Below are 26789 nucleotides of genomic sequence, written 5' to 3'. Positions count from 1 at the left end.
ACTTATAGCCGATTTCTGCCTCGAAGGCCAGGTAAGTCTTCTAAGACATGGTCTGGCAATACCTCAGATAGTTTCTTTGAGAATGCAAAGACTTTGAAGAGCTCGCCCATCTCAGCTTCAGACAATAGTTTTTGCAGCGAGTTCGAAATAGGTAAGAAAGTTTCTGGATTGCTAGGGTCACCAATCTCCAACGCAATATCGCCAATGCCGGCATCTAGTAAATAAGACGCCTGATTGCTGAGATAGACATCATCAACTTCTTCCTCCAGTGCACTGCGTGCAATCTGTGACCATTCCACATGCGTTGTTAAATCACATAGTCCCGGAAGGTGAAAAGGATCTTGAATAGCATGATGACGGTGGTGCGCCATGAGTGTGCCTTCTAGGCGTTGTGCATGGTAATACTCGCTCTCCGGAAATCCATAATCAAATGTGAGAAAGAGTCCGGTATCGAGATGCTTGGCTACTTGGTTCATCCAAGCATTTGCATGCGCATGTAATTCAGTAACGTAGCCTTCAGAAAAGTTTCCGGTGAGCAAAGTCTCTGGAAGCAGTGACTGCTCAACGGGTTGTCCTGCTGACCAAGCAAGCTTGCCATCAGTTACAGCGACGCCATATTGATACCAAAAGCCATTTTGAAAAATGATAGCGTCACAAGGAATAGCATCAATTACCTCGTTGGCCAGAATGATGCCTTTGAAGTTGCTAGGTAAAGAGCTTAACCAATTACATTGAGTAGATAGGGCCAGTTTCTCTACAAGTTGCTTGAGGCGCTCCTCTTGTCTTTGGGCTAGGTCTGGCGAGATCTCGATGATGTCGTAGCGATCTAAGGAGAAACCCAGATCGTGCAATCGAGTGAGAATGGATTCAGCCAATTTGCCGGTGCCGGCGCCAAACTCCAGAATTTGAGTAGGGAGCCCTTGGGCTTGGAGGCCCTCCAGAATCGGCAAAAGGGTTTCTACAATGGCGGCGCCAAATAGGGGGGAGAGCTCAGGAGCTGTCGTGAAATCACCGCCAGCACCCAATTTATGGGCTCCAGCACTGTAATAACCCATTCCTGGCTCATATAAAGCCATTTCCATATACCTTGAAAAGGGCATCCAGCCGCCATTAGAGGCAATTTCAGCCATTATTTTTTGGCTAAGAAGCTCGGTATGAGCCGTTTCAAGGCTGGTCAAGGTAATATCCATAGCTCGCTAGTCTAAGAGAATTTAAGTGAACTTGAGTTCAAACCTACAACCTCAGCAAAATAAAGCAGTTTTAGTGACCGGCGCTGCCAAGCGTCTTGGTCGAGAAATTGCACTGGAATTTGCTCGTCAGGGCTGGGATATCGCAATTCATTATGGCCAGTCGGCATCAGATGCCCAGGCTACCGTTGCGGAAATCCAGAGCTTGGGGCGTAAGGCCGTGGCATTTAAGGCTGACCTCGCCAGCGAATCAGAAATCCATTCTTTGTTTGCCGCAGTTGTTGCTGAGTTTCCAAGCCTCGAGTGTCTCGTGAATAGCGCTTCAATTTTTGAATATGATCGCGCTAATTCAGATGCCCCGCTCAGCAGTAAAAGTTTGCAAGAGCACATGCAAGTTAATTTAGCTGCGCCTATTTTACTATCTCAGTTGATGTTTGAATATCAAAAGAGCCAGACAAAGAAAGCAAGTGAGAGCGACCTATCAATCCCGTCGGTGATTCAGCTACTCGATCAAAAATTGATCAATCTCAATCCCGATTATTTGTCTTACACATTATCTAAGGCTGCACTGCTCACTTCAGTTGAGGTGTTGGCTGTGGATTTTGCTCCGCACTTGCGAGTGATTGGTTTGGCTCCCGGTATTACGCTAACTTCGGGCGATCAAACCGAATCAGGTTTTACCAAGGCGCATCAGATGACGCCATTGGGTAAGTCATCAACCCCAAGTGATATTGCAAAAGCAGCCGTATTTTTAGCAAGCTCAAATGCAATTACAGGCACCACCTTATATGTAGATGGCGGACAACATCTGTTGCCATCATCACGCGATGTGATGTTTAAAACAAACTAAAAGTAAAAAAATTTATGCACGCTATTCTTTCTCATCCCGCTTTAGCTGATTGCCGTCGCTTATTTCTGCGTGACTATGAAATCTATATCAATATCGGCGTACATGATTTTGAGAAGAAGGCTGAGCAGCGCGTAATTTTAAATGTCGATTTATATATTCCACTCGATATGAACAGCCCCACTAAAGATTTATTGGAAGAGGTTGTGGATTACGACTTCATGCGTGAAACCATTAAGGCACGGTCCTCCCAGGGTCATATCCATTTACAGGAAACCTTCTGCGATGACATTGTGGCCGCGATGCTCTTGCATCCGAAGGTCATTGCGGCTCGCGTTAGTACAGCTAAGCCTGATGTCTATCCAGATTGCCACTCTGTTGGCGTTGAAGTATTTCGGATGAAGCAAGTTTAAAGAAAAGCCAGAAAAATTTAGTCGCTATGAGTGATATCCGTAAAGTCGTCTTCGAAGAAAACAAGCTTGAGAAAAAGCTCTGCCGTTTAGTTGGCCAAGCTATTGGCGACTTTGGCATGATCGAAGATGGTGACAAAGTGATGGTTTGTCTATCAGGCGGTAAAGATAGTTATGCCATGCTCGATATTCTCTTGAAGTTGCGCGAGCGCGCCCCAATTGATTTTGAAATTATTGCTGTTAATTTAGATCAAAAACAGCCAGGATTCCCGGCAGAGATTTTGCCGAACTACTTAAAAGCTTTGGGTGTTCAGTACCATATTGAAAACCAAGATACGTATAGCATCGTCAAGCGTGTAGTTCCAGAAGGAAAAACAACTTGTGGACTTTGCTCGCGTTTGCGTCGTGGCATTTTGTATCGTGTTGCGGATGAGTTGGGTGCTACCAAGATAGCTTTAGGTCATCACCGTGATGACATCTTAGAAACATTGATGCTGAATATGTTCTTTGCCGGCAAGCTCAAAGGCATGCCACCAAAGCTGCGATCTGATGACGGAAAACATATTGTGATTCGTCCTCTCGCATACGTTCCTGAAAAGTTGCTTGAGCGTTACGCGGTAGATATGAACTTCCCAATTATTCCGTGCAATCTGTGTGGCAGTCAGCCCAATCTCCAGCGTGGCGCCATGAAAGAGATGTTGCGCGATTGGGAGAAAAAGCACCCAGGACGCGTCGAGAATCTATTCCGCTCAATGCACCATATCGTGCCATCCCATTTAATGGATGGAGAGGCCTTTGATTTCAAGAATCTCGAGATTTCTACTGAGCTGTCGGGTATTGCCGCCAGATCAGCTGGTGACAAAGCGATTGATGAGACCGAAATCGATGAAATAGCCTGTGGAACGCTGATTCAGGGGTCTTATAATCCCTCTTTATGAACATCGTTATTTTGGCTGCTGGGCAGGGAAAGCGGATGAAGTCCGCATTACCCAAGGTTCTCCAAACCTTGGCCGGGAAACCCCTTCTCCAGCACGTTCTCAATACAGCTCTAGATCTACAAGGTAAGAGCGCTAAAACTGGCCCCATCGTTGTTGTTGGTCACGGCGCAGCCGACGTTAAAGATTTTCTTCAAGTTGCCAGCGAACAAGATGCTCGCTTTGGCAAAGTTGGCACTGCATTGCAGGCCGAGCAAAAAGGAACGGGCCACGCTTTATTACAAGCACTGCCTAAGCTAGATGTAAATGAACCTACTTTGGTTCTCTATGGCGATGTGCCACTTACAAGTAAAAAGACGCTGTCCAAATTAGCTAAATTAGCTGATGGCGTACGTGGTCAAGATTCCGCCTTAGCGCTTCTGACTCAAAACCTTGGCAATCCAACGGGCTATGGTCGTATCGTGCGAGATATCGACGGCTCCGTAAAAGAGATTGTTGAAGAAAAAGATGCATCGCCAGAGCAAAAGCGCATTCAAGAAATCAATACCGGCATCATGGTGCTGCCAACTAACTCACTTAAGAAATGGTTGAAGTCTTTGCGAGCCAGTAATGCCCAGGGCGAATACTATTTAACTGATGTGATTGCGATGGCGGTAAAAGATGGTGTACCCATTCGCACTGCGCAAGCTGATGCTGAATATGAAACTGTTGGTGTTAACAGTCGCGACCAGTTGGCTGCTTTAGAGCGCGTGCATCAACTTAATCAAGCCAATGCTTTAATGGATGCCGGTGTTTCATTGGCTGATCCAGCTCGCATCGATATTCGTGGAACGCTAGAGTGCGGTACCGATGTCTTTATTGATGTAGGTTGTGTATTTGAGGGTTGCGTAACTTTGGCTGCGGGCACAAAAGTCGGTCCGTACTGCATTATTCGCAATAGCGTGATTGGTAAGAATGTCACTATTCACCCATACAGCCATATTGACGGTGCAAAAGTTGGTGCAAGTTCGCTGATTGGACCTTATGCTCGCTTGCGCCCTGGTGCTGACCTAGCGAATGATGTCCACATTGGTAACTTTGTAGAAGTGAAGAACAGCAAGATCGCCGCCAATAGCAAAGCTAATCACTTGGCCTATGTGGGTGATTCCATCGTGGGCTCTAGAGTCAATATCGGCGCAGGTACGATTACTTGTAACTACGATGGTGTGAATAAGCACCAAACCATTATTGAAGATGATGTCTTCATTGGTTCGGATACTCAGTTGGTTGCTCCAGTGCGTGTTGGCCGTGGCGCCACATTGGGTGCGGGCACGACCCTGACTAAAGACGCGCCGCCCAATCAACTTACCGTGTCGCGCGCTAAGCAAATCTCTTTACAGTGGCAGCGCCCAGTAAAGAAGGAAAAGAATGTAGCCACCAAAAAATCCGTGAAGGCCAAAAAATAATGTGCGGAATCGTTGGCGCAGCATCGCGTAAGAATATTGTTGAAGTATTGATCGAAGGTCTGCGCCGCCTTGAATATCGCGGCTACGATTCCTGTGGTTTTGCCGTAATTAATGGTGATGATGCCAAACATCCAATTGAGCGTGCCCGTACTACCGCTCGCGTTTCTGAGTTAGCGGAGCAGGGTAAAGATTTTCACGGCACTTTAGGTATTGCGCACACCCGCTGGGCAACGCACGGTAAACCAGACACACAAAATGCACACCCTCATATCTCCGATGGATTGATTGCGGTTGTTCATAACGGCATTATTGAGAACTACGAATCATTGCGTACAGAGTTGAAGTCTGCGGGCTATGTATTTGCATCTGAAACAGATACTGAAGTGATTGCGCATTTAATTCATCAAGCTTATGTAGCAAGCAAGCAGGTTGATTTGGTTGCTTCAGTTCGCTCTGTGTTGCCACGCCTACATGGCGCTTATGCTATCGGTGTGATTGCGCAAGATCGTCCGGATGTTTTAGTTGGTGCACGTGTTGGATCACCTTTGGTTGTGGCGCTTGGTGAGAATGAAAATTTCCTTGCTTCTGATGCACTGGCTTTAGCTGGTCGCGCTCATTCGATGATGTATCTCGAAGAGGGTGATGTCGCTATTCTGAAGGCGGAGGGTATTGAGATACTTGATCAAGCTGGCAAATCTGTGCAGAGAGAGCATAAGGCTATGCCTGCACAAGCTGACTCAGTAGATCTAGGCCCTTATCAGCATTACATGCAAAAAGAGATTTTTGAGCAGCCGGGAGCGATCGGCGATACGCTTGCCAATATTGTTAGCTTTGGCCCGGAACTCTTTAATGCGGATCCTGAACAATGGAAAAAGTTTGATCAAATTTTGATCTTGGCTTGCGGCACTAGTTACTACTCTGCTTGTGTTGCTAAATACTGGCTAGAAGATTTGGCTGGCATTCCGACCCAGGTTGAGATTGCGAGCGAGTATCGCTATCGCACCACCGTTCCTAATCCAAATACATTAATTGTGGTGGTTTCCCAGTCTGGTGAGACTGCCGATACTTTGGCAGCCTTGCGTCATGCCCAAGCTTTGGGCCATCAATACACGCTAGCAATTTGCAATGTGGCTTCTAGCGCTATGGTTCGCGAAACGAATTGGAATTTCTTAACCAAGGCTGGCACTGAGATTGGCGTGGCCTCTACTAAAGCATTCACCACTCAATTGGTTGCCCTCTATCTGCTAGCTGTTTCATTGGCCAAGCGCGCAGGCAAGGTCAGCCCTGAACAAGAAAAAGAGCTCTTGCGTGACTTACGCCATTTACCAAAAGCTTTGCATGCAGTATTAGCACTTGAGCCGCAGATTATGGCTTGGAGCACTGCATTTGCTAAATGTGAAAATGCTTTGTTCTTGGGTCGCGGTATGCATTACCCAATTGCCCTTGAAGGTGCTCTCAAGTTAAAAGAGATTTCATATATTCATGCTGAAGCTTATCCAGCAGGCGAGTTAAAGCATGGACCGCTTGCACTTGTTACTGAGAAGATGCCAGTAGTCACTGTGGCCCCTAACGATGACTTGCTAGAAAAACTCAAATCCAATATGCAGGAAGTCAAAGCCCGCGGCGGCAAGTTGTATGTCTTTGCTGACCAAGATACTGAGATCACTAGTAGTGAAGGCATCAATGTGATTCGTTTGCCTGAGCACTATGGCAAGCTCTCTCCAATCTTGCATGTAGTTCCATTACAGCTCCTGGCGTATCACACCGCTTGTGCCTTAGGCACCGATGTAGACAAGCCACGTAACCTCGCAAAGAGCGTGACGGTCGAGTAATTTCTCTGGGGTGGATTCACCTCAAAATTCCAAGTAATTTCATTAACCTAGGCGTAAGCCAATCAACTGGGTTTATTCCCTTGATTCTGAAGGGCCTTGCAATTAGTACGAACTAGTACTAAAATAGTACGTATACAGACTAAATTGAGGTAATTTAATGAATCACCTATCGCTCGTTAAGGAGTTGGTTCAGGCATATCAAGCATTTGAGGCTTACTCTGGAGCGCATATTAAGGAGATGGGTTTAACAACCACTCAGTTCGATATTGTCGCGACCCTCGGTAATCAGCCGCCAATGACTTGCAAGGAGTTGGGGGATAAGACGCTTGTTTCCAAAGGCACCATGACAGGCGTTCTTGAGCGATTGGAAGCTAAGGGCCTCATTGAAAAGTTTATGAATGCCGATGATGGACGTAGCTACAAGATTGGTTTATCGAAAAGTGGCGACAAATTATTTAAGAAGGTATTTCCGGAGCACGTGGAATACCTCGGCAAAGCATTTAGCAGGCTCACTAAAAAAGAATTAGAACAAGCGGTAACGGTTTTAAAAGAAGTAAAAGCAATTTTTAATTAAACAATTTTTCAGTCAATATTACAAAGGAACATTACATGAACACATATCAAAGCGTACTTAACCTCGTTGGTCGATTGCTTATCGTTGCACTATTTTTACCGGCAGGTTTGGGAAAGATTGCTGGATTTGAGGGGACATTAGGCTACTTCGCTTCTTTGGGTATTCCAGCTCCAGTATTCGCATTGGTAGCAACAATTGTGATTGAAGTTCTGGGAAGCATTGCATTGATCGTAGGTTTCCAGACACGTATCGTTGCAGTGATCATGGCGATCTTTACTTTAATCGCTGCTGCTACTGGGCATGCATTTTGGGCTGCTCCAGCAGATGCAGTATTTATCGCGCAATTGCTATTCTTTAAGAACATTGCGGTAATGGGTGGTTTATTGGTATTGGCTTCTACTGGTGCTGGTGGCTTCAGTATTGATGGTCGTAAAGCAGCGAAGTAATTTCATTTATTTAAGGAAAAGATCATGACTAAAGTAGCCGTTGTATTTCATAGTGGTTATGGCCACACAGTTAAACAAGCTGAAGCCCTAGCTAAAGGAGCAAATGGCACGCTAGTAGCCATTGATGCCGAAGGCAATATTACTGATGCGCAGTGGGAAACTCTTAATACTGCAGATGCCATCGTATTTGGTTCGCCAACCTATATGGGTACTGTGAGCTGGCAGTTTAAGAAGTTCGCTGATGCTACTTCTAAGCAATGGTTTTCTCAACAGTGGAAAGATAAAGTATTCGGTGGCTTCACAAACTCTGCCACGATGAATGGTGATAAGCATTCCACCTTGCATTACTTCTTTACTCTAGCAATGCAGCATTCAGGTATTTGGGTTGGTACTGGTTTGATGCCTTCGAATTCCAAAGCTGCAAAGCGTGATGATGTTAACTATGTGGGTTCATCTGCTGGTGCGATGATGCAGACACCTTCAGACGCAAGTGCTGAGGAAGTAAATGTGGGCGATTTAGAAACAGCACGCCTCTATGGTGAGCGTATTGCCAAGATTGCCGCTGAACTAAAAGCTAAGTAAGCTTTTTATCTGAAAGAAATTGGGGGAATCATGAAAAAACTCATTGGTTTACAAGGCAATGATCGAGGCCACTGGGTAGGTGATGGATTTCCTGTGCGCACCCTATTCTTCTATCAAGACCTGGGAAAGCAAATGAGTCCCTTCTTGATGTTGGATTATGCAGGTCCAGCAGAGTTTCCCCCAACAACTGAGCTTAAAGGCGTGGGCTCGCACCCTCATCGTGGATTTGAAACAGTCACCATTGTTTATGAAGGTGAAGTAGCGCATAAAGATTCAACAGGTCAGGGTGGCACTATTGGTCCTGGAGATGTTCAGTGGATGACTGCCGGCTCTGGCATCTTGCATGAAGAGTTTCATTCTGAAGACTTTGCCAAAAATGGCGGAACTCTTAATATGGTGCAGTTGTGGGTGAATTTGCCGGCAAAACTCAAAATGACTAAGCCTGGTTATCAAGCCATTCTGGATAAACAGATTCCTGCGATTGATTTGAAGAACGGCGCAGGACAAGCGCGCATCATAGCTGGTGAGTTTGATGGTCATACAGGGCCAGCCAATACTTTTACTCCTCTCAATGTGATTGACCTAAAGCTAAAGAAGGGCTCAGCAACTATTCCTGTGCCTGAGGGTTGGAATACTTCCCTAGTTGTGCTGAAGGGTGCCGTTGAGGCTGGTGAGGGCGTGGTCGCCAAAGATGCCCAGATGCTGATGTTTAGCAATCAGGGTCAAGATATTCAAGTGAATGTGCTGGAGGACTCGATTGCCTTGCTGCTGAGTGGCGAACCGATTGATGAGCCTATTGTGGGTTATGGCCCATTTGTCATGAATACCAAAGAAGAGATTGCTCAGGCAATGCAGGATTTCAATAGCGGAAGCTTTGGAAAAATTGCCCATTAAAAATTTGACTGGGGTATAAAAAATTCGTTTGACATCTGCACTTAGCTGTGAACAAAAATTCATTAGTTAAATCAAGGCTTTACACAGACTGGATTAGAAAAGTATGTTCAAATATCTGCTGTAGAAAAGGAAATTTGTCACAGTACATGTTTGGTTCAAAAGAATTCTTTATTTTGCGTTGCCTTCCGTTGTTATCCGCGGGGTTTCTCTCTGCATGTGCTGTTGGTCCTGACTTCAAACAGCCTGATGCTCCTAATACCTCTACCTATACCGAGACAGCGCTTTCTAAAAAACTAGCTACTGCGCCTGGTGTTCCAGGCGGTACCGATCAAGAGTTTGTTGAGGGTGCGGATATTGAGGCTCAGTGGTGGGAATTATTTAAATCTCCAGAGCTTGATGTTTTGATCAAAAAGGCTTTGCAGCAAAATCCAAATTTAGGCGCAGCTGATGCGGCCCTACGTGCCAGTCAAGAAAACGTCAGCGCACAAATTGGTGGGCAGTATTTCCCGGCGATCGGTTTAAATGGTGGGGTTACACGTCAGCTCCAACCTTCCGCTATTTATGGCTTGCCTTATGGCTCCGACACCTACAACCTCTATAACGCCTCTGTAAACGTCACCTATAAGCTTGATGTTTTCGGTGGTGCACGTCGTGCGGTTGAAGGTGCAAGAGCTCAGGCAGAGATTGCGCAGTTTCAGTTGGAGGGTGCATACCTTTCCTTAACAGCCAATATTGTGACTAGTGCTGTGCGTGAAGCTGCACTCCGCGCACAAATGCAGGCCACCGAAGAAATTCTGAAGGCGCAAACCAATTTAGCCGAAGTTACTGAAAAGCAACTAGTCATTGGTACTGTCTCAAGAGTAGACGTGACATCACAAAGAACTTTGGTTTCCAACTCGCAAGTAGATTTATTTACTTATGAACGCAATCTTTCATTTGCACGCAATCAGTTGGCAGTATTGGTGGGTGAGTTGCCTAGTAATGCCAATATCACCAAGTTTGATTTGAAGTCTTTGCATTTGCCAGAGAAGTTGCCGCTGTCAGTACCTTCAAGCCTTGTGCGTCAACGCCCAGATGTCCGTGCAGCAGAAGCACAGCTCAAGGCAACAAATGCTTTGGTAGGTGTAGCTACCGCTAATTTATTGCCACAATTTAATATTACGGGTGCCATTGGTTCTGCTGCACTAACTAGCGCAGCCTTGTTTGGGCCGAACGCTACTCTATGGTCTATTGCTGGCGGCATCTTCCAGCCACTATTTCAGGGTGGTCAGTTATTGGCACAACGCCGTGGCGCGATTGCTAATTACGAGCAAGCGGTTTATCAATATCAAGCGACAGTGCTCAAAGCATTTCAAGAGGTTGCAGATTCCTTGCGCGCTCTAGAGACCGGTGCTCAAGCATTAAAGTCTGCATCAGATGCTGAGCGTTACGCTTATGAAACTTTAGAGTTAGTACAACAGCAATATAAGTTGGGCACTGCAAGTTACTTGGCTGTTCTCTATTATCAAAATCAATATCAAATTGCTAAGGTCAAATCGGTTTCTGCGCAAGCGACTCGATTCTCTGACACAGCAGCATTATTTGCAGCACTAGGCGGCGGCTGGTGGAATCGTACCGGCCCAGCCTTTCAACCAAAAGCCATAGCGAACAAAGATCAAAATGAAACTTCTGGAAACAATTAAAACCAAAGTCACTGCAGCAGCGGTTGCCTTCTGGGCTTGGATGCTTGTTAAAGCTGAAGAGTGGAAGCTACGCGATAAGGCGATTGCGCTTTGGAAAAAAGCAAAAGGTGTGTGGGTCCGCTTGCGCGCGCGCTTCTTGCGCAGTAAGGCTAATGCCAAATTGCAGTCGATGACTCCTTTGGGTCGACGCATGACCATTATGTTGTGTGGCGTATTTTTGTTGCTGGGCTTGATTTTTGGATTTAATCAACTCAAGACTTTCATGATTAAGCACTTCATTGCTGGTATGGGATTGCCCCCTGCAACCGTTTCCACGATGGTAGTAGAGACCACTGCATGGCAGCCTAAACTCTCCAGCGTTGGTAATGTGCGCGCATTTAGGGGTGTTGATCTCAGTACTGAAATAGGTGGCCTTGTACAAACCGTGCCTATTAAATCTGGCATGGATGTAAAAGAAGGCGACCTACTTATTAAGTTGAATGACGCTTCAGATGTTGCGCAACTGAATTCATTGAAGGCTCAGGCAGATTTGGCTAAAGTCATTAATGAGCGTGATAGACAGCAGTTGGCGATTCAGGCGATTAGTAAGAACGTATTCGACACCAGTAAGGCAGATGCAAAGTCCAAGCAAGCTCAGGTAGAGCAGCAAACTGCTTTAGTTGCTAAGAAGAATTTGAAGGCGCCCTTTAGTGGCCGTGTGGGTATTGTGATGATTAACCCTGGCCAGTTCGTTAATCCAGGCGACAAGTTGCTTACCCTACAAACCTTGGATCCTATTTTTGTAGATTTCAATCTCCCCCAAAGCAATGCTGAGCAGATTAAGGTGGGCCAAGAAATTGTGGTGACGACAGATGCATTCAAGGATGCGAGTTTCACCGGCAAGATCACGGCAGTCAGCCCGAAGGTGGATACCAATACCCGAAATATTCAGATTGAAGCTCAACTAGCCAATCCAGATAAAAAGATTTTGCCGGGTATGTTTGCGAATGTGAATATCAAGCTGGGTGATGAGGTGAAGATGTTGACCTTGCCCCAAACGGCTGTGACTTACAACCCTTATGGCTCGACAGTGTTTATTGCTAAGCCTACTGGTAAAAAGGATAAGCAGGGTAAGCCTGCACTTGAAGCCCAACAGGTATTTGTCACTACAGGACCGACACGTGGCGACCAAGTGGCGATTCTCAAAGGTGTTGAAGAGGGTGCAACAGTGGTTACTAGCGGACAGCTCAAGCTGAAGAACGGCACACCGCTGATTGTGAACAACAAAGTGTTGCCATCGAATTCACCAAACCCGCAGCCACAGGAATAAGTCCTAGATGAATTGGACTGATATATTTATTCGTAGACCAGTGCTCTCACTGGTAGTAAGTGCGCTTGTCTTGGTGTTTGGTTTGAAGGCGGTTGGATCTTTGCCAGTCAATCAATATCCGCAAACCCAAAATGCGATTGTTACCATTACAACAGCCTACTATGGCGCTGATCCTGAGACGATTGCTGGGTTTATTACACAGCCATTAGAGACGGCGATTGCCCAGTCTCAAGGTATCGACTATTTGTCATCAATGAGCGTGAGCGGTCTTTCGACGATTACCGCTACTCTCAAACTTAATTACGACTCCAACGCAGCATTAACGCAAATTCAGACTCAGATTAGTTCGGTCAAGAATCAACTGCCACCCCAAGCTCAGCAACCTGTATTGACTGTGCAAATTGGTCAGTCCACTGCAGCGATGTATATGGGCTTTTATAGCGATGACATTCCGAATAATGCGATCACCGATTACTTATTGCGGGTAGTTAAGCCAAAGCTAGATGCTGTAGATGGCGTCCAAAATGCTGAAATCACTGGCGGCAGAAAGTTTGCCCTACGCGCTTGGCTCGATCGCGAGAAGATGGCTGGCCTTGGTGTGGGTGCCGATGATGTCTATAGTGCGATGGCCGCTAATAACTACCTATCAGCAGTGGGTAGCACTAAAGGCGATATGGTTGCCGTGGACTTAGTGGCCGGCACAGATCTACATACGCTCGATGAGTTCCGCAAATTGGTTGTCAAAAAAGATGGCATCAATATTGTCTATTTGGATCAAGTAGCGACTGTGAGCATGGGCTCCGAGGACTACAACACGAATGTCGCATTTAGTGGCAAGCGCTCAGTATTTATTGCTATCAAGGTAGCACCTCAAGCGAACTTGCTTGATGTGGCTGAACGTGTTCGTGCCGCAGTGCCAGATATTCAGAAGCAGTTGCCAACTGGCATGTCGGGAAAAGTGGTGTACGACTCAACTAAGTTCATTACTACTTCGATTGATGAGGTGGTGGCTACCTTGCTAGAAGCGCTATTGATTGTGACGGTGGTGATTTACCTTTTCTTGGGAAGTGCGCGTGCAGTTGCAGTTCCTGTGATTGCGATGCCACTCTCATTGATCGGCACATTCTTCTTAATGCAAGTATTAGGCTACTCCATTAATTTGCTGACACTGTTAGCTTTAGTACTTGCAATTGGTTTGGTAGTGGACGATGCCATCATTGTGGTTGAGAACGTTGACCGTCATATGAAAGAGGGCAAGTCTCCACTAGAGGCCTCTTTAATCGCCGCACGTGAATTGGGTGGTCCAATTTTGGCAATGACAATTGTGTTGATTGCGGTTTATATTCCAATTGGCTTCCAGGGCGGTTTGACAGGTGCTCTCTTTACTGAATTTGCCTTTACCTTGGCAAGTGCGGTGGCGGTATCAGGATTGATTGCGTTGACGCTTTCACCAATGATGTGCTCACGCATCTTTACCGAAGAGCAAGAAGCTTCCTCGTTTGTGCAAAAGATCGATCGCATTTTCGATAAGGTGCACCACAGCTATCAAACTACTTTGCGTGAACTCTTGAGTACTTGGCAGGTCATCATTGTGATGGGCGTGATTTTGTTGGGTGGAGTTGCTTACCTTTATGCCACTGCGCGTGCTGAATTGGCGCCAACAGAAGATCAGGGTATTGTGTTGATGCAGGCTTCAGGTCCACCTAACAGTACTGTCAATCAGATGCAGACTTACGCTGACCAGATTTATCAAATTTCAGCAGCAGAGCCTGAGTATGAGCAGATGTTCCAGATCACCAGTCCAACCAGTAGCTTTGGTGGTGTCTTGCTCAAGGATTGGGATCAACGCAGTCGTAATGCCACTAAGTTCCAAGAAGACATGCAGAGTAAGTGGAATGCGATCGCAGGCGCTCGCGTAGCAGCCTTCCAGTTTCCAGCCCTGCCTGGTGCGCAGGGCTTGCCAGTTCAAGTGGTAATCAATACTACCGAGTCTTACGAACAGCTCAACGAAGTATCTCAAGCTGTTCTGGATAAGGCTCGTCGTAGTGGTAATTTCTTCTTTGTGGATTCAGATTTGAAGATTGATAAGCCGCAAGACGTTTTAGAAATTGATCGTGAAAAAGTCGCCGCACTAGGCATGACTCAGCAGCAGGTGGGCAGCGCTCTATCCGCTGCTTTGGGTGGCGGTTACGTCAATTACTTCTCTGTAGCTGGCCGTTCCTATCGCGTGATTCCGCAAGTAAAGCAAGTAGACCGTTTAAATCCAGATCAGATCTTGGATTACTACATCCGTACTCCTAGTGGACAGATGATTCAGGCTCGTACGATTGCGACGATTAAGCAAAAAGTAGTTCCTCAATCAATTAATCACTTTCAGCAGTTGAACTCCGCAACAATCTCTGGTGTGAGTACACCATTTATTTCTCAAGCGGATTTGCTCGAGTTCATGCGTCAGACCTTGAAAGAGGTTGCACCTAATGGCTACAGCATGGACTACGCCGGACCTTCCCGTCAGTTCATGGCGGAGTCAGGCGGTTTCTTGGTGACAATGTTCTTTGCGATCTTGATCGTGTTCTTGGTCTTGGCCGCACAGTTTGAAAGCTTCCGCGATCCGATCGTGATTTTGGTTTCAGTGCCGCTCGCCTTGTTTGGCGCACTCATCTTTATTAACCTTGGGTTCACAACCTTAAACGTGTATACCCAGGTTGGACTAGTCACTCTGATGGGCTTGATCAGTAAGCACGGGATCTTGATTGTGGAATTTGCTAATGAATTGCAAGAGGCTGGCCGCAGTAAGTTGGACGCTATCGTAGAAGCAAGTAGTGTGCGTTTGCGTCCGATTTTGATGACTACTGCAGCGATGGTATTGGGCGTGGTGCCTCTCGTCATTGCTTCTGGCGCCGGCGCTGCTGGCCGTCAATCGATGGGTATCGTGATCTTTACTGGTTTATCGATCGGTACTCTGTTTACGCTCTTCGTGGTTCCGGCGATGTACTTATTTATTGGCGCAGATCACCATCAGAAGAAATTCAAGCAACAGTAGATTATTTTGTAAGTAGCTAAAGAAAAAGGGTGAACTCAGTTCACCCTTTTCTATTGGAGCTCCTGACTTACTTCACAATATTGAGTTCTTTTTCTGCAACTACGCTGTACTTGGAGTCGGCTTCTATGCGCTGCATCCATGCTTCAACGTTGTGTAAAGAAAGACGTGCCCCCGTTTGCTCTGGAAAGGTTTCATTTAATAGAACCCATCTGCTTATACAGAGTGCCAGTGGAATATCTCCAATATTGAAAGAGTCCCCTGAGCAATAACGTTGATTGGCTAATTGTTGATCAAGCAAGGCGAGTAAAGCATTGGTATCTTGATATGCCTTGTAAATGACTGCGTAGTTTCTTTCGTTTTCAGGTGTGCGGGTGAGCCCTAGAAAGGCAACGCGCAAAGTGGGCCACATAGTGCCTACTTGCCAATCCATCCACTTCTCAGATTGGTATTGACTAGCGATGTCCGCTGGAAAGCGCTTCGACTTATCGTACTGACGAACAAGATATCGCAAAATGGTATTGGATTCCCAGAGAACAAGATCACCATCTTGTAGCGTAGGGACTAAGCCATTGGGGTTGAGTGCTAGAAATTCAGGGGTGCGATTTTTGCCAAAGTGAAGGCCAGCATCAATGCGCTCAAAATCTTTACCTTCTTCCAGTCCTAGCTCGGCAAGGCACCAGAGCACCTTTTGCACATTGATAGAACTTTTTCTTCCCCACAAGCGAATCATGAGAATTCCTATTTTGGTATTTTTAAAGTGATGAATCTAAGCCCATAAATTTGCTGTGTGCAAATATGAGCGGGTGACTTTCTGGAGCATGCTTTAGATTGAGTACTTTGGCAACGATGATGTTGTGATCGCCACCAGTATGAACAGAAACAGTTTCACACTCAAAGTAAGCACAACAGCCCTCAATTTGTGTCAGCCCACTTGCAGCAATTTTATGGGGGATGCTCACAAATTGATTTTCTTTCACGGTGGCAAAGTGCATTGCCATGGCTTCTTGTGAGCGCTCCAACACATGAATTAACTGTTTGTGACCCACTTCAAAATTAGGCATTAAACGTGAATGCTTTTTGAGGCTCCACAAAATAAGTGGTGGCTCTAGTGAAACAGTATTAAAGGAGCTGATGGTGATGCCATGGGCATTCTGGTCAGCATCTAAGCAGGTAATGACTGTGACCCCAGTTGCAAAGGAAGAAAAGCCTTTGCGGAGCTCTTGGGAGGTAAATGGGGTCATCTTGTGAGCTTATTAAGTGTTTTACTTTGCTGCGGCTGGAGCGGGTGCATCAGCAGGGATCGTAGTGCCTGGAATTGGGGTCAGGATTTCATTTTCTTCAGCTTTAACGCATTTAAAGCGATATTCCTTGCCAGCCTTAGAAAGGAAGCTTGCGCCCTGGTAGAAATCATTCTTACAAGTCGTATTGGCAAAGTCCATCACGTCTTGAGGTGCTGCGCTGGAGGTAATGAGGCGCATATTACCCATGGACATGTTAATTTGGCTCGATGAGCAGCCAATCAGTCCTAAGCCAGAAATCGTAGTTAATAGTAGAATTTTTTTCATGGAAACCTCCATAATCAGCAATGCTCGTTAGGATAAACCTATTACGTATTTGCTGTGGGGAATGCAGCGCTTTTAAAAGGAAGAGACATGTTTAACGCAATTTTGGTAAATAAAGATGATCAAGGTTATCGAGCTGAGCTTACTCAGGTCGATGAGGCTAGTTTGCCCGAGGGGGATGTCAGAGTTAAGGTGCTCTATTCCACATTGAATTACAAAGATGGCCTGGCTATTACCGGCAAGGGCCCGGTGGTACGTAGCTTTCCTATGGTTCCTGGTATTGATTTCGCGGGAGAAGTGTTAGAGAGCGCTAGCCCAGAATTTAAGGCTGGCGACATGGTGTTACTCAATGGCTGGGGTGTTGGTGAAGGTCATTGGGGTGGATTGGCTCAACAAGCGCGCGTGAAATCCGAATGGCTTATTCCCTTGCCAAAAGGATTTACTGCTAAGCAGGCTCTAGCCATTGGCACTGCTGGCTACACCGCAATGCTGTGTGTGATGGCTCTGCAAAAGCATGGCCTTAAGCCTAGCGATGGCGAAGTCTTAGTAACTGGTGCTGCGGGTGGCGTTGGTAGCTTCGCTATTACTCTTCTAAGTAAATTAGGATTTACGGTTGTCGCCAGTACCGGACGTATGTCTGAGGCTGATTACTTGAAGAAATTGGGCGCGAGTGAAGTGATTGATCGAGCCGCACTGTCATCTCCTGGTAAGCCTTTAGCAAAAGAGCGTTGGGCTGCAGTGGTTGATAGCGTTGGTAGTCATACATTGGCCAATGCCTGTGCTCAAACCAAGAGCGATGGAGCGGTTGCCGCTTGTGGTCTTGCTCAGGGTATGGATTTTCCATCGAGTGTTGCGCCATTCATTTTGCGTGGTGTCACTCTGTATGGCATTAATAGCGTGACAGTACCAAAAGCAAAACGTATTGCTGCTTATGAGCAATTGAGTAAATTAGTTGACCTCAAAACTTTAGAGGAGATCTCTCACGAAATTAGTTTGGGAGATTCAGTAAAGTACGCAGCCGAACTAATGGCTGGAAACGTGCGTGGTCGTTTAATTGTGGATGTCAATAAATAAGCAATTAGTAATGCTTACTGCGGTGCTTGAGGTTTGCGTGTTTCTAGTTTTTCCCAGACCTCAAGCTTGTCAGAGTTAGAAAGTTCAGACCAGTCTGCAATCTCTGATAGCGTGCGATAGCAGCCACGGCAAAAACCATTTTCAGGGTTGATGTCGCACCAGTTGATACAAGGCGATGGAACTGTTGTCAAAGCAAACCTAGAATAGAAAAAGATGAATACTAAAAACCAATCCAGCGATCTTAGTTCTATTCATTATCCCTTAGCTGATGCTTTGCCGGAAGTGGGTAGTTCAATGGAGGTCGCGCCTGGTGTTCGTTGGTTGCGGATGCGTCTACCGTTTGCTTTAGATCACATCAACCTATGGCTGCTGCGCGATGAGTTTGAAGGCGTTCAGGGCTGGACCATCGTGGATTGCGGCATTGCCAATGATGAGACCAAAGCGGCCTGGGATCAGATCTTTGCTACTCAGCTAGAAGGCTTGCCGGTGCTCAGGGTGATCGTGACTCATATGCATCCAGACCACGTGGGACTTTCTCAATGGCTTTGCGAAAAATGGAATGCGCCGCTCTGGATTTCGATGACGGATTATTTAACTGCGCAATGGCTAAGCCACAAAGAGGGCGGTGCTGCGGTTGGTGCACGTGCTGGCGGCGGTGGTTCTGCAGATCACTTTCAGAAGCATGGATTAACTGCACCAGAAGATTTAGAAAAAATTCGGGCGCGCTCAAATTACTATAGCAATATGGTTCCAGGTGTGCCCAGACAATATCGTCGCATCATCGATGGTGAAATGATTTTGATAGGTGGGCATGAGTGGCAAGTCATCATGGGATTTGGTCATGCGCCTGAACATGCTTCACTTTTCTGTAAAGATCTCAGTGTATTAATTTCTGGAGATATGTTGTTGCCGCGCATCTCCACTAATGTCAGTGTCTATGATGCAGATCCAGATGCAGATCCTTTAGGTTTATATCTGAGCTCTTTAGATCGATATCTACCCCTTCCCGATGACGCTCTCGTACTGCCATCGCATGGCAAGCCATTTACAGGAATGAAGCCGCGGATTGATCAGTTGAAAGCGCATCACGATGAGCGCTTGGCAGAAACTCTTGGAGCATGTGAAAAACCGGCAACTGCTCGTGAGATAGTGCCGGTTTTATTTAGACGTGAATTAGATATTCACCAAATGACATTTGCTATGGGTGAGGCTATTGCTCATCTGAATTACCTACTTCGTCGAGGAAAGTTGAGTCGCCAGCTTTGCGACGACGGCGTGTTGCGGTTTTGCGTGGTTTAGAGGCCTTTGTTCCAGACTCTTCAGTAGATCCGCCGGTAGCGGCAGCAGCAGTTGCTGAAACGGCATCCCCGAAGGATTTGAGGGCCATCATGGTGGCATGCTGTACTTCTAGACCCTGAATGGTGGACTTCAAGATATTGAGATTGAGGTTAAGCCAGTTTTCAACGCTTTTCAGGTCCTTAATGCGCTTTTCAAGCTCATCTGTATCCAGCCCTGGAAATGCTGCCCCGAACCCCCCAGCAGCCTTTGAGGCGTCTGTAGTAAAGGGAAATTGTCCTGGCGTCGAGCCGCCTGCTCCCTGGCCCCACATGGTTTTCATCATTTCTAGGCTTTGATTGAATTCAGGGATAGTTCCAAACATAGGGCGGGCTCCGGGTCAGATAAAAGTGGCTTAATGCCAATACAATAAGAGATTCTAGAGATTAATCCCGGTTAAGCAATGCAATCTAATGGTTTATCCCAGCCCTACACCCGTGGTCAGGTACTTCCCGAGCTGCTGAAGCAGCGCATTCTGATTTTGGATGGCGCCATGGGCACCATGATTCAACAGTACAAACTCAATGAGGCGGATTACCGTGGATTGCCCGCTAACAAGCGCTTTGAGTCTCACTCTAGTGACATCAAAGGCAATAACGAACTTCTAGTTCTCACCCAGCCTCAAATCATCAGCAAGATTCATGAGCAGTATTTGGATGCGGGCGCAGACATTATTGAAACCAATACCTTTGGCGCTACTTCTGTTGCGCAAGAAGATTACAAAATGGCGGGCTTGGCACGTGAGATGAATGTCATCTCGGCTCAATTAGCGCGTGCTGCCTGTGAAAAATACTCCACGCCAGATAAGCCACGTTTTGCGGCGGGCGCAATTGGACCCACTCCAAAGACAGCAAGCATTTCTCCGGATGTAAATGATCCAGGTGCCCGCAATGTAACGTTTGATGCATTACGTGCTTCCTATCGCGAACAGATCGAAGGCCTCTTTGAAGGCGGCGTTGATTTATTTTTAGTAGAAACCATTTTCGATACACTCAATGCCAAAGCTGCGTTGTTCGCCCTAGATGAATTCTTTGAAGAAATTGGTGAGCGTTTGCCGGTCATGATTTCAGGAACAGTGACCGATGCGTCTGGCCGTATCTTGTCGGGTCAAACAGTCGAAGCATTCTGGAATAGCTTACGTCATATCAAGCCGCTAACTTTTGGTTTGAATTGCGCTTTAGGTGCTGCACTGATGCGTCCATATATTGCTGAGCTTGCTCGCATATGTGATGCCGCTGTATCTTGCTATCCTAATGCTGGCTTACCTAATCCAATGAGTGACACTGGCTTTGATGAAACTCCAGAAATTACATCGAGCCTAGTCGATGGCTTTGCAAAAGATGGCTTAGTCAATCTCGTCGGCGGTTGCTGTGGAACGACGCCAGACCATATTCGTGCGATTGCCAATGCAGTTGCTAAGCGTAAGCCACGCGCTTTTTATCGTGAGAGCGCGGAGGCATCAGCATGAGTAAGACTACAAAGGTAATGCCGCCGATGAAGCTTTCAGGACTTGAGCCTTTCAATGTCACACCTGAAGTCGGCTTTGTAAACATTGGTGAGCGCACTAACGTCACTGGCTCCAAAGCATTTTCACGCATGATTTTAAATAATCAATTTGATGAAGCCTTGGTAGTTGCAAGACAGCAAGTTGAGAATGGCGCTCAAGTCATTGACATCAATATGGATGAGGCGATGTTGGATTCTGAAGCGGCGATGACGCGCTTCTTGAATTTAATTGCTTCAGAACCAGACATTGCTCGTGTACCAATCATGATCGACTCTTCCAAATGGAGTGTGATTGAGGCTGGTCTGAAATGTATTCAAGGTAAACCGATTGTTAACTCGATCTCACTCAAAGAGGGTGAAGAGTCTTTCAGAAAACAAGCGCGTTTGATTCGTCGTTACGGCGCAGCATCTGTAGTGATGGCTTTTGATGAAGTAGGTCAAGCGGATACTTTTAAGCGCAAGACTGAAATCTGCCAGCGTTGCTATCAAATTCTTGCGAATGAGATTGGCTTCCCAGCAGAAGATATTATTTTTGACCCCAATATCTTTGCCATTGCGACTGGTATTGAGGAGCACGATAACTACGCAGTAGATTTCATTAACGCTACTCGTTGGATTAAAGAAAATCTGCCGGGCGCGAAAGTGAGTGGCGGCGTCTCCAATGTCAGCTTCTCTTTCCGTGGCAATGATCGCGTCCGTGAAGCCATTCATACCGTGTTCCTGTATCACGCCATTCAGGCGGGCATGGATATGGGCATCGTTAATGCGGGGCAGCTTGGCGTTTATGCCGATTTAGATCCTGAATTGCGTGAGCGTGTTGAAGATGTAGTGCTCAATCGTTTTAAAGAAAAAGACGGCAAGACTCCAACTGAGCGTTTGCTGGATATTGCTGACCAATTTAAGGGCGGTGGCGCCAAGCAAGTAGAGAACTTGGTATGGCGTGAAGCCCCCGTGCGTGAGCGTTTAACCCATGCTTTGGTTCATGGCATCACTACCTTTATTGAAGAAGATACTGAAGAGCTGCGTGCTCAAATTATGGGTGCAGGTGGCCGTCCAATTGAGGTCATTGAAGGCCCTTTAATGGACGGCATGAACGTTGTTGGTGACCTGTTTGGTGCTGGCAAGATGTTCTTGCCGCAAGTGGTTAAGAGTGCGCGTGTCATGAAACAAGCGGTTGCAATTCTGATTCCTTACATTGAAGAAGAAAAGCGCCTACATATTGCGTCTGGTGGTGAAGCGAAAGCCAAGGGTAAGATTGTGATGGCGACCGTTAAAGGTGATGTGCACGATATTGGTAAAAACATTGTGACAGTGGTGCTGCAATGTAATAACTTTGAAGTTGCCAATATGGGCGTGATGGTGCCTTGCGCAGAAATTCTGAAACGCGCCAAAGAAGAAAAAGCAGATATTGTTGGGCTGTCTGGTTTGATTACTCCGTCCCTAGAAGAGATGACGTACGTTGCTCAAGAGATGCAGCGCGATGATTATTTCCGCGAGCGTCAAATTCCATTGATGATTGGTGGTGCTACAACTTCTCGTGTGCATACCGCAGTCAAAATTGCACCCCATTACGATGGCCCGGTAGTTTATGTGCCTGATGCTTCTCGTTCTGTATCAGTAGCTTCGAGCTTGCTATCGGATGAAAGCGCTAAGAAATTTATTCAAGATCTACGCGACGACTATGTGCGCATTCGTGAGCAGCATGCCAATAAAAAAGCATCGCCAACTATCTCTCTAGAGGCTGCACGTAAGAACCGCGAGCTGATTGATTGGTCTAGTTATGTTCCTGAGAAGCCGAAGTTTATTGGGCGCCGTGTTTTTAAGAATTTTGCTTTAAGTGATATTGCTAAATATATTGACTGGACACCATTCTTCCAGACTTGGGACTTGGCTGGTAAGTTCCCGGCAATCTTGGATGATGAAATCGTTGGCGTAGAGGCTCGTAAAGTATTTGAAGATGGCCAGGCGCTTCTAGATAAATTAATTAAAGGCCAGTGGTTGCAGGCTGATGCTGTAGTGGCTTTCTATCCAGCAAACACAATAGGTGATGACATCGTCTTGTATAGCGATGAATCACGTGAGCACCCATTATTTGTTTGGCATAACTTACGCCAGCAGTCTGAGCGCCCAGTAGTTGATGGCGTTCGTCGACCTAACCGTTGCTTGGCAGATTATGTAGCGCCAAAAGATTCTAAGGTGGCGGACTACCTTGGTTGCTTCGCTGTTACGACTGGACATGGTGTTGAGAAAAAAGTGGCCGAGTTTCATGCCAAGCATGATGACTACAGTGCAATCATGTTGCAATCCTTGGCCGATCGTTTGGCAGAAGCTTTTGCAGAGTTGATGCACCATCGCGTTCGTACGGATCTTTGGGGCTATGCAACTGATGAGATTTTGACGAATGATCAAATGATCAATGAGGGATACCGTGGCATCCGTCCGGCGCCAGGTTATCCAGCTTGCCCTGCGCATGAAGTGAAAAAAGATTTATTGCGCGTCATTGGTTCGGAAGATATTGGCATGACCTTGACTGAATCGATGGCCATGAACCCAGCTTCGAGTGTCAGTGGTTTTTATCTGGCACATCCAGATGCGCGTTATTTCAATGTGGGTAAATTGTCAGCAGACCAGATTGAAGATCTTGCGAAGCGCCGTAATGAGTCTGTTGAAGACATCCGTCGCCAGCTGGCTAGCTCGATCGACTAAGAACTTCCTTGATGTGGCGCTTTAAACGCCCCACATCACTGGTTCATCTTTGGCTTTAGCCTGCTTCATGAGCTCTAGGAAGGGGTAGGCGCGCTGGCCCAGCCTATCGGCCAGCTTTGGTTTTTCAGTATTTTCTTGATCAGCCGTATTACTTTTAGCCCGCTCTTCCAGGTCTTTCAGAATGGCGGTTTCTAAGGCGATGATGAGGGCTGGCAATTGCTCAACCGTCAAAATACCTCTGGGCTCTAATGGGCGGCCCAAAATTTCAAAGATTCGCTGGGTCAGATCGGCCAGCATGATGACGTCAGGACCCGCTTTGGAGCGAAATTGATAGATCATTTCGATAGCTTACCACCTGATAAACTCACTTATCTATGTTGTTAACTAATAAAAATCGTTTAATTGAAATGCTGGGCGCAGCTCTGCAGGGTTTGGCTCAGGAGCGTGGTTTGGGCGATGCCCCTGCGCCTCGTTTGGAGCGTCCTAAGGCAGTAGACCATGGCGATGTCGCTTGCAATATTGCCCTCCAACTCTCCAAAGCTTGGAAGCTAAATCCTAGGGAGTTGGCTCAAGCCTTGGTTGAGCGCTTAGAGCAGCAGCCTGGCTATGGCGACCTCATCGCCTCTTGCGAAATCGCGGGACCTGGATTTATTAACTTTCGTCTGAGCAACGCCGCTAAAACTGCGGTGGTGCAAGAGGTTCTCACGGCAGGATCCCAGTTTGGTCAGTTAGCTCCAGAAGCGGCCCCAGTCTCCAGCGCCATGATTGAGTTTGTATCTGCTAATCCCACTGGACCACTACATGTTGGCCATGGTCGTCAGGCTGCACTCGGCGATGCCTTGGCAAACTTATTGGCAACACAGGGCATTAAAGTTCACCGTGAGTTTTATTACAACGATGCCGGAGTCCAGATCGCGAACTTGGCGCTCTCAGTACAAGCTCGATTAAATGGGCTTAAACCTGGTGATGCTGCTTGGCCAGAGAGTGCTTATAACGGTGAATATATTGCGGAAATTGCGACTGCCTTTAAAGCTTCATCTGAATATAAAGATGATCTTGAGGCCATTCGTCAATTTGCTGTGGCGTATTTACGTAATGAACAAGATATTGATTTAAAAACATTTGGTGTGAAGTTTGATTGCTACTACCTAGAATCTTCTTTGTATACCGATGGTAGTGTTGCAAAAATTGTTGAAGAGCTACAGAGCATTGGCAAGACCTATGAGTCTGAGGGTGCACTTTGGCTCAAGACAACAGATGATGGTGACGATAAAGATCGCGTCATGCGAAAGTCTGATGGCAGCTTTACCTACTTTGTACCCGATGTCGCCTATCACACCAGCAAATGGAATCGTGGCTTTGAAAAGGTGATTAACGTCCAAGGCAGTGATCACCATGGCACGATCGCACGTGTACGCTCAGGCTTACAGGGCGTGGCTCAGAAGCGTGGTTGGGATATTCCAAAAACGTATCCTGAGTATGTATTACATAAGATGGTGACAGTGATGCGCCATGGCGAAGAAGTCAAAATCTCTAAACGTGCAGGCTCCTATGTGACTGTCAGAGACTTGGTTGAGTGGTCTGGTGGGGTTACGCCGGAGATGAATGCTGATGAGCGCGAGTTTGCACTACAGCGCGGACGTGATGCTGTGCGTTTCTTCCTCATCTCCCGAAAAGCAGATACAGAATTTGTATTCGATGTTGATTTGGCTTTGCAGCAGAATGACGAGAACCCAGTGTTCTATGTGCAATACGCTCATGCTCGCATTTGCTCAATCTTGACTCAATGGGGCGGACAAGTTTCTGACCTAAAGGGTGCAGACCTTTCTTTGTTGCAAAGCAAGGCTTCCGATCATTTATTACGTCGCTTAGCTGAATATCCAGAAATGCTTACTGATGCGGCGGCAGATTTAGCGCCCCATGCTTTAGCTTTCTACTTGCGTGATTTGGCGGGAGACTTCCATACTTTCTATAACGCAGATCGCGTTTTGGTGGATGACCCTGCATTGAAATTAGCCCGCCTGGCCTTACTCTCGGCGACTCGTCAGGTGCTTGAGAATGGATTAAAAGTATTAGGTGTATCAGCACCCGCTAAGATGTAAGCTGTAGTACTTGCTAGCGCTTAAGAAGTAAAAAGAAGGATGGGGATACGATGAAAAAAAACAATCAATACACCGGCTTCACTCCAAAGACAGAGTCTTCGAGTCCAGAGTATGGCGGCACTATTCTTGGTTTTATCTTAGGACTTGGAGTAGGTCTGGGCGTTGCTTTTGTGATTGCCTTTTACCTTTCTAAAAATACGCCCCAAGAGCGCCCTGGAGTCAGAGCTCCCAATCTTCCCTTGACTATTAAATCGGGACCAGCACCTGCCGAAGGTGAGGCTGCTGCCCCGGCAGAGGCTCTGGATCTAAATAAGCCTTTGCAAGGTAAAGCTCCTGCACCTGCATCTAGTGCGCCAGATCCCATTGCTGATTTGGCCAATGGCAAGAAGCCGGTGGATGCTGCTCTAGCCCCTGCCACCAAATCCGATGCTATTTATTTCTTACAAGTTGGTGCGTTTAATAAGCGCGCGGATGCAGATGCGCAAAAAGCTAGTTTGGCGATTCAGGGTATTCAGTCTCAATTGAGCGAAATTAGTAGTGAAGGCAACACACTCTGGCGTGTTCGCGTTGGCCCATATAACAGTGTTGAAGAAAGCAATCCTGTGCGAGATAAGTTAAATGGCATGGGCATTAAACCGAGCGTTATTAAATCTAGCAAATCATGATTACATTATCTAAAAGAGCCTTTTTATCTGCCGCCATTCTTGGTTTGGCAATTTCTTTTTCTGGTGTCACAAGCGCACAAAGCCCTAAGATCGAGGAAGGATTTGATTACCGAATCCTGCCCGTACCGCAGCCCGTTGAAGTTAAAGGCAAGGTAGAGGTTATCGAGTTCTTTTGGTACGGTTGCCCGCATTGCTATGACTTTGAACCAGAGCTAAATGCATGGCTTAAGCGTCAACCAAAAGATGTGACATTCCGCAAGGTACCTGTTGCTTTCCGCGATGACTTCATGCCACACAGCCAATTGTTCTATGCCTTAGAGGCTATGGGCAAGGGTGAGGCGATGAATGACAAAGTCATGTACGCCATGCACAAAGAAAATAAGCGCCTCATGACAGAAAATGAGATTGCAGATTGGGTCGCTTCTCAGGGTATTGATCGCAATACTTTCTTGGCCACTTACCGTTCATTTGCGGTTGTTTCTAAAGCCCGTGCGGCAAGACAGATGGCTGATGCTTACCGCATTGATGGTGTGCCAACTATTGTGATGCAGGGTCGCTATGTGACTTCTCCATCGATTGCTGGAACCAAAGCTAAAGCGATTGCAGTGATGGATTACTTGGAGCAAAAAATCCGCAAGGATAAGTACAAGTAA

General features: G+C 46.6%; 26 protein-coding genes. 19 read left to right on the top strand and 7 right to left on the bottom strand.

The annotated features are described in order from the left end of the window. Positions 1-2: 2 nt before the first annotated feature. Positions 3-1178, bottom strand: a complete 1176-nt coding sequence (locus ICN14_RS06140; protein WP_255535984.1) for a class I SAM-dependent methyltransferase — start codon at positions 1176-1178, stop codon at positions 3-5. A gap of 43 nt (positions 1179-1221) precedes the next feature. On the opposite strand from ICN14_RS06140, the gene ICN14_RS06135 reads away from it, so the two are divergent. The 12 genes from ICN14_RS06135 (at position 1222) to ICN14_RS06080 (ending at position 15186) form a co-directional block, all read left to right on the top strand. Continuing rightward, positions 1222-2037, top strand: a complete 816-nt coding sequence (locus tag ICN14_RS06135; protein WP_216225942.1) for an SDR family oxidoreductase — start codon at positions 1222-1224, stop codon at positions 2035-2037. Between the two features lie 14 nt (positions 2038-2051). Further along, positions 2052-2447: a dihydroneopterin aldolase gene (locus ICN14_RS06130; protein ID WP_216225633.1), complete on the top strand. Its 396-nt coding sequence runs from the start codon at positions 2052-2054 to the stop codon at positions 2445-2447. Between the two features lie 26 nt (positions 2448-2473). Continuing rightward, positions 2474-3382, top strand: a complete 909-nt coding sequence (ttcA, locus tag ICN14_RS06125) for a tRNA 2-thiocytidine(32) synthetase TtcA (protein ID WP_216225632.1) — start codon at positions 2474-2476, stop codon at positions 3380-3382. Continuing rightward, positions 3379-4824, top strand: a complete 1446-nt coding sequence (gene glmU, locus ICN14_RS06120) for a bifunctional UDP-N-acetylglucosamine diphosphorylase/glucosamine-1-phosphate N-acetyltransferase GlmU (protein ID WP_216225631.1) — start codon at positions 3379-3381, stop codon at positions 4822-4824. Before ttcA ends, glmU begins: the two co-directional genes overlap by 4 nt. Beyond that, a complete protein-coding gene (gene glmS / locus ICN14_RS06115; RefSeq protein ID WP_216225630.1) occupies positions 4824-6656 on the top strand; it encodes a glutamine--fructose-6-phosphate transaminase (isomerizing) in 1833 nt (610 codons plus the stop codon). Before glmU ends, glmS begins: the two co-directional genes overlap by 1 nt. Positions 6657-6813: 157 nt before the next feature. Continuing rightward, positions 6814-7230 carry a MarR family winged helix-turn-helix transcriptional regulator gene (locus tag ICN14_RS06110; RefSeq protein WP_216225629.1) on the top strand — a complete coding sequence of 139 codons (417 nt, stop codon included), beginning with the start codon at positions 6814-6816 and terminating at the stop codon, positions 7228-7230. Between the two features lie 35 nt (positions 7231-7265). Continuing rightward, on the top strand, positions 7266-7676 hold the full coding sequence (locus ICN14_RS06105; RefSeq protein ID WP_216225628.1) for a DoxX family protein: 411 nt from the start codon (positions 7266-7268) through the stop codon (positions 7674-7676). 24 nt (positions 7677-7700) lie between these two features. Next, entirely contained in the window at positions 7701-8258 is a 558-nt protein-coding gene (locus tag ICN14_RS06100) for a flavodoxin family protein (protein WP_216225627.1), read from the top strand. 30 nt (positions 8259-8288) lie between these two features. Then, positions 8289-9152 carry a pirin family protein gene (locus ICN14_RS06095; RefSeq protein ID WP_216225626.1) on the top strand — a complete coding sequence of 288 codons (864 nt, stop codon included), beginning with the start codon at positions 8289-8291 and terminating at the stop codon, positions 9150-9152. Positions 9153-9298: 146 nt separating this feature from the next. After that, positions 9299-10834, top strand: a complete 1536-nt coding sequence (locus tag ICN14_RS06090) for an efflux transporter outer membrane subunit (RefSeq protein WP_216225625.1) — start codon at positions 9299-9301, stop codon at positions 10832-10834. Continuing rightward, positions 10812-12143 (top strand): efflux RND transporter periplasmic adaptor subunit, encoded by a 1332-nt coding sequence (locus ICN14_RS06085; RefSeq protein ID WP_255535983.1) that lies wholly within the window; start codon positions 10812-10814, stop codon positions 12141-12143. Before ICN14_RS06090 ends, ICN14_RS06085 begins: the two co-directional genes overlap by 23 nt. A gap of 7 nt (positions 12144-12150) precedes the next feature. Further along, positions 12151-15186, top strand: coding sequence for an efflux RND transporter permease subunit (locus ICN14_RS06080; RefSeq protein ID WP_216225624.1), 3036 nt, complete (start codon positions 12151-12153; stop codon positions 15184-15186). Positions 15187-15253: 67 nt separating this feature from the next. Here ICN14_RS06080 and ICN14_RS06075 read toward each other — a convergent pair whose 3' ends face one another. From ICN14_RS06075 to ICN14_RS06065, 3 genes are read right to left on the bottom strand one after another with little or no spacing between them, the layout of a single operon-like run. Continuing rightward, positions 15254-15916, bottom strand: coding sequence for a glutathione S-transferase family protein (locus ICN14_RS06075; protein ID WP_216225623.1), 663 nt, complete (start codon positions 15914-15916; stop codon positions 15254-15256). 22 nt (positions 15917-15938) lie between these two features. Beyond that, positions 15939-16427 (bottom strand): flavin reductase family protein, encoded by a 489-nt coding sequence (locus ICN14_RS06070; RefSeq protein WP_216225622.1) that lies wholly within the window; start codon positions 16425-16427, stop codon positions 15939-15941. Positions 16428-16448: 21 nt separating this feature from the next. Then, on the bottom strand, positions 16449-16751 hold the full coding sequence (locus tag ICN14_RS06065) for a hypothetical protein (RefSeq protein ID WP_216225621.1): 303 nt from the start codon (positions 16749-16751) through the stop codon (positions 16449-16451). An 87-nt stretch (positions 16752-16838) separates the two neighbouring features. On the opposite strand from ICN14_RS06065, the gene ICN14_RS06060 reads away from it, so the two are divergent. Then, a complete protein-coding gene (locus ICN14_RS06060; RefSeq protein WP_216225620.1) occupies positions 16839-17822 on the top strand; it encodes an MDR family oxidoreductase in 984 nt (327 codons plus the stop codon). 14 nt (positions 17823-17836) lie between these two features. Here the strand turns inward: ICN14_RS06060 and ICN14_RS06055 are convergent, their stop codons facing one another. Next, the gene (locus ICN14_RS06055; protein WP_216225619.1) at positions 17837-18013 is read right to left on the bottom strand and encodes a DUF1289 domain-containing protein; all 177 of its coding nucleotides are present in this window, start codon (positions 18011-18013) and stop codon (positions 17837-17839) included. 22 nt (positions 18014-18035) lie between these two features. On the opposite strand from ICN14_RS06055, the gene ICN14_RS06050 reads away from it, so the two are divergent. Next, the gene (locus tag ICN14_RS06050; protein WP_216225618.1) at positions 18036-19121 is read left to right on the top strand and encodes an MBL fold metallo-hydrolase; all 1086 of its coding nucleotides are present in this window, start codon (positions 18036-18038) and stop codon (positions 19119-19121) included. On the opposite strand, the gene ICN14_RS06045 is transcribed toward ICN14_RS06050, so the two are convergent. Then, positions 19033-19482, bottom strand: a complete 450-nt coding sequence (locus tag ICN14_RS06045; protein WP_216225617.1) for a PhaM family polyhydroxyalkanoate granule multifunctional regulatory protein — start codon at positions 19480-19482, stop codon at positions 19033-19035. The two genes, ICN14_RS06050 and ICN14_RS06045, sit on opposite strands and share 89 nt — an antisense overlap. 78 nt (positions 19483-19560) lie before the next feature. On the opposite strand from ICN14_RS06045, the gene ICN14_RS06040 reads away from it, so the two are divergent. Together ICN14_RS06040 and metH are read left to right on the top strand one after the other, a co-directional pair. Next, positions 19561-20625: a homocysteine S-methyltransferase family protein gene (locus tag ICN14_RS06040; RefSeq protein WP_216225616.1), complete on the top strand. Its 1065-nt coding sequence runs from the start codon at positions 19561-19563 to the stop codon at positions 20623-20625. Further along, positions 20622-23369 carry a methionine synthase gene (gene metH / locus ICN14_RS06035; RefSeq protein WP_216225615.1) on the top strand — a complete coding sequence of 916 codons (2748 nt, stop codon included), beginning with the start codon at positions 20622-20624 and terminating at the stop codon, positions 23367-23369. The genes ICN14_RS06040 and metH overlap by 4 nt, the downstream gene beginning before the upstream one ends. A gap of 21 nt (positions 23370-23390) precedes the next feature. Here the strand turns inward: metH and ICN14_RS06030 are convergent, their stop codons facing one another. Beyond that, positions 23391-23708 (bottom strand): DUF1840 domain-containing protein, encoded by a 318-nt coding sequence (locus ICN14_RS06030; protein WP_216225614.1) that lies wholly within the window; start codon positions 23706-23708, stop codon positions 23391-23393. 35 nt (positions 23709-23743) lie between these two features. On the opposite strand from ICN14_RS06030, the gene argS reads away from it, so the two are divergent. Genes argS through ICN14_RS06015 form a run of 3 tightly spaced genes read left to right on the top strand, consistent with a single transcriptional unit; the run spans position 23744 to position 26789 of the window. Continuing rightward, on the top strand, positions 23744-25471 hold the full coding sequence (argS, locus tag ICN14_RS06025) for an arginine--tRNA ligase (RefSeq protein WP_216225613.1): 1728 nt from the start codon (positions 23744-23746) through the stop codon (positions 25469-25471). 50 nt (positions 25472-25521) lie between these two features. Beyond that, a complete protein-coding gene (locus ICN14_RS06020) occupies positions 25522-26136 on the top strand; it encodes an SPOR domain-containing protein (RefSeq protein ID WP_216225612.1) in 615 nt (204 codons plus the stop codon). Continuing rightward, entirely contained in the window at positions 26133-26789 is a 657-nt protein-coding gene (locus ICN14_RS06015) for a thiol:disulfide interchange protein DsbA/DsbL (protein WP_216225611.1), read from the top strand. The genes ICN14_RS06020 and ICN14_RS06015 overlap by 4 nt, the downstream gene beginning before the upstream one ends.

Source organism: Polynucleobacter sp. MG-27-Goln-C1, assembly GCF_018881905.1.
Classification (GTDB): domain Bacteria; phylum Pseudomonadota; class Gammaproteobacteria; order Burkholderiales; family Burkholderiaceae; genus Polynucleobacter.
Note: the sequence above shows the minus strand (reverse complement) of the source record. Positions and strands in the feature narration are given on the sequence as shown.

Bases quoted from the DNA above. Each gene is read 5' to 3' on its own strand.
- ICN14_RS06130 (WP_216225633.1), top strand. From the start codon at position 2,052: ATGCACGCTATTCTTTCTCATCCCGCTTTAGCTGATTGCCGTCGCTTA.
- ttcA (WP_216225632.1), top strand. From the start codon at position 2,474: ATGAGTGATATCCGTAAAGTCGTCTTCGAAGAAAACAAGCTTGAGAAA.
- glmU (WP_216225631.1), top strand. From the start codon at position 3,379: ATGAACATCGTTATTTTGGCTGCTGGGCAGGGAAAGCGGATGAAGTCC.
- glmS (WP_216225630.1), top strand. From the start codon at position 4,824: ATGTGCGGAATCGTTGGCGCAGCATCGCGTAAGAATATTGTTGAAGTA.
- ICN14_RS06110 (WP_216225629.1), top strand. From the start codon at position 6,814: ATGAATCACCTATCGCTCGTTAAGGAGTTGGTTCAGGCATATCAAGCA.
- ICN14_RS06105 (WP_216225628.1), top strand. From the start codon at position 7,266: ATGAACACATATCAAAGCGTACTTAACCTCGTTGGTCGATTGCTTATC.
- ICN14_RS06100 (WP_216225627.1), top strand. From the start codon at position 7,701: ATGACTAAAGTAGCCGTTGTATTTCATAGTGGTTATGGCCACACAGTT.
- ICN14_RS06095 (WP_216225626.1), top strand. From the start codon at position 8,289: ATGAAAAAACTCATTGGTTTACAAGGCAATGATCGAGGCCACTGGGTA.
- ICN14_RS06090 (WP_216225625.1), top strand. From the start codon at position 9,299: ATGTTTGGTTCAAAAGAATTCTTTATTTTGCGTTGCCTTCCGTTGTTA.
- ICN14_RS06085 (WP_255535983.1), top strand. From the start codon at position 10,812: ATGAAACTTCTGGAAACAATTAAAACCAAAGTCACTGCAGCAGCGGTT.
- ICN14_RS06080 (WP_216225624.1), top strand. From the start codon at position 12,151: ATGAATTGGACTGATATATTTATTCGTAGACCAGTGCTCTCACTGGTA.
- ICN14_RS06075 (WP_216225623.1), bottom strand. From the start codon at position 15,916: ATGATTCGCTTGTGGGGAAGAAAAAGTTCTATCAATGTGCAAAAGGTG.
- ICN14_RS06070 (WP_216225622.1), bottom strand. From the start codon at position 16,427: ATGACCCCATTTACCTCCCAAGAGCTCCGCAAAGGCTTTTCTTCCTTT.
- ICN14_RS06065 (WP_216225621.1), bottom strand. From the start codon at position 16,751: ATGAAAAAAATTCTACTATTAACTACGATTTCTGGCTTAGGACTGATT.
- ICN14_RS06060 (WP_216225620.1), top strand. From the start codon at position 16,839: ATGTTTAACGCAATTTTGGTAAATAAAGATGATCAAGGTTATCGAGCT.
- ICN14_RS06050 (WP_216225618.1), top strand. From the start codon at position 18,036: ATGAATACTAAAAACCAATCCAGCGATCTTAGTTCTATTCATTATCCC.
- ICN14_RS06045 (WP_216225617.1), bottom strand. From the start codon at position 19,482: ATGTTTGGAACTATCCCTGAATTCAATCAAAGCCTAGAAATGATGAAA.
- ICN14_RS06040 (WP_216225616.1), top strand. From the start codon at position 19,561: ATGCAATCTAATGGTTTATCCCAGCCCTACACCCGTGGTCAGGTACTT.
- metH (WP_216225615.1), top strand. From the start codon at position 20,622: ATGAGTAAGACTACAAAGGTAATGCCGCCGATGAAGCTTTCAGGACTT.
- ICN14_RS06030 (WP_216225614.1), bottom strand. From the start codon at position 23,708: ATGATCTATCAATTTCGCTCCAAAGCGGGTCCTGACGTCATCATGCTG.
- argS (WP_216225613.1), top strand. From the start codon at position 23,744: ATGTTGTTAACTAATAAAAATCGTTTAATTGAAATGCTGGGCGCAGCT.
- ICN14_RS06020 (WP_216225612.1), top strand. From the start codon at position 25,522: ATGAAAAAAAACAATCAATACACCGGCTTCACTCCAAAGACAGAGTCT.
- ICN14_RS06015 (WP_216225611.1), top strand. From the start codon at position 26,133: ATGATTACATTATCTAAAAGAGCCTTTTTATCTGCCGCCATTCTTGGT.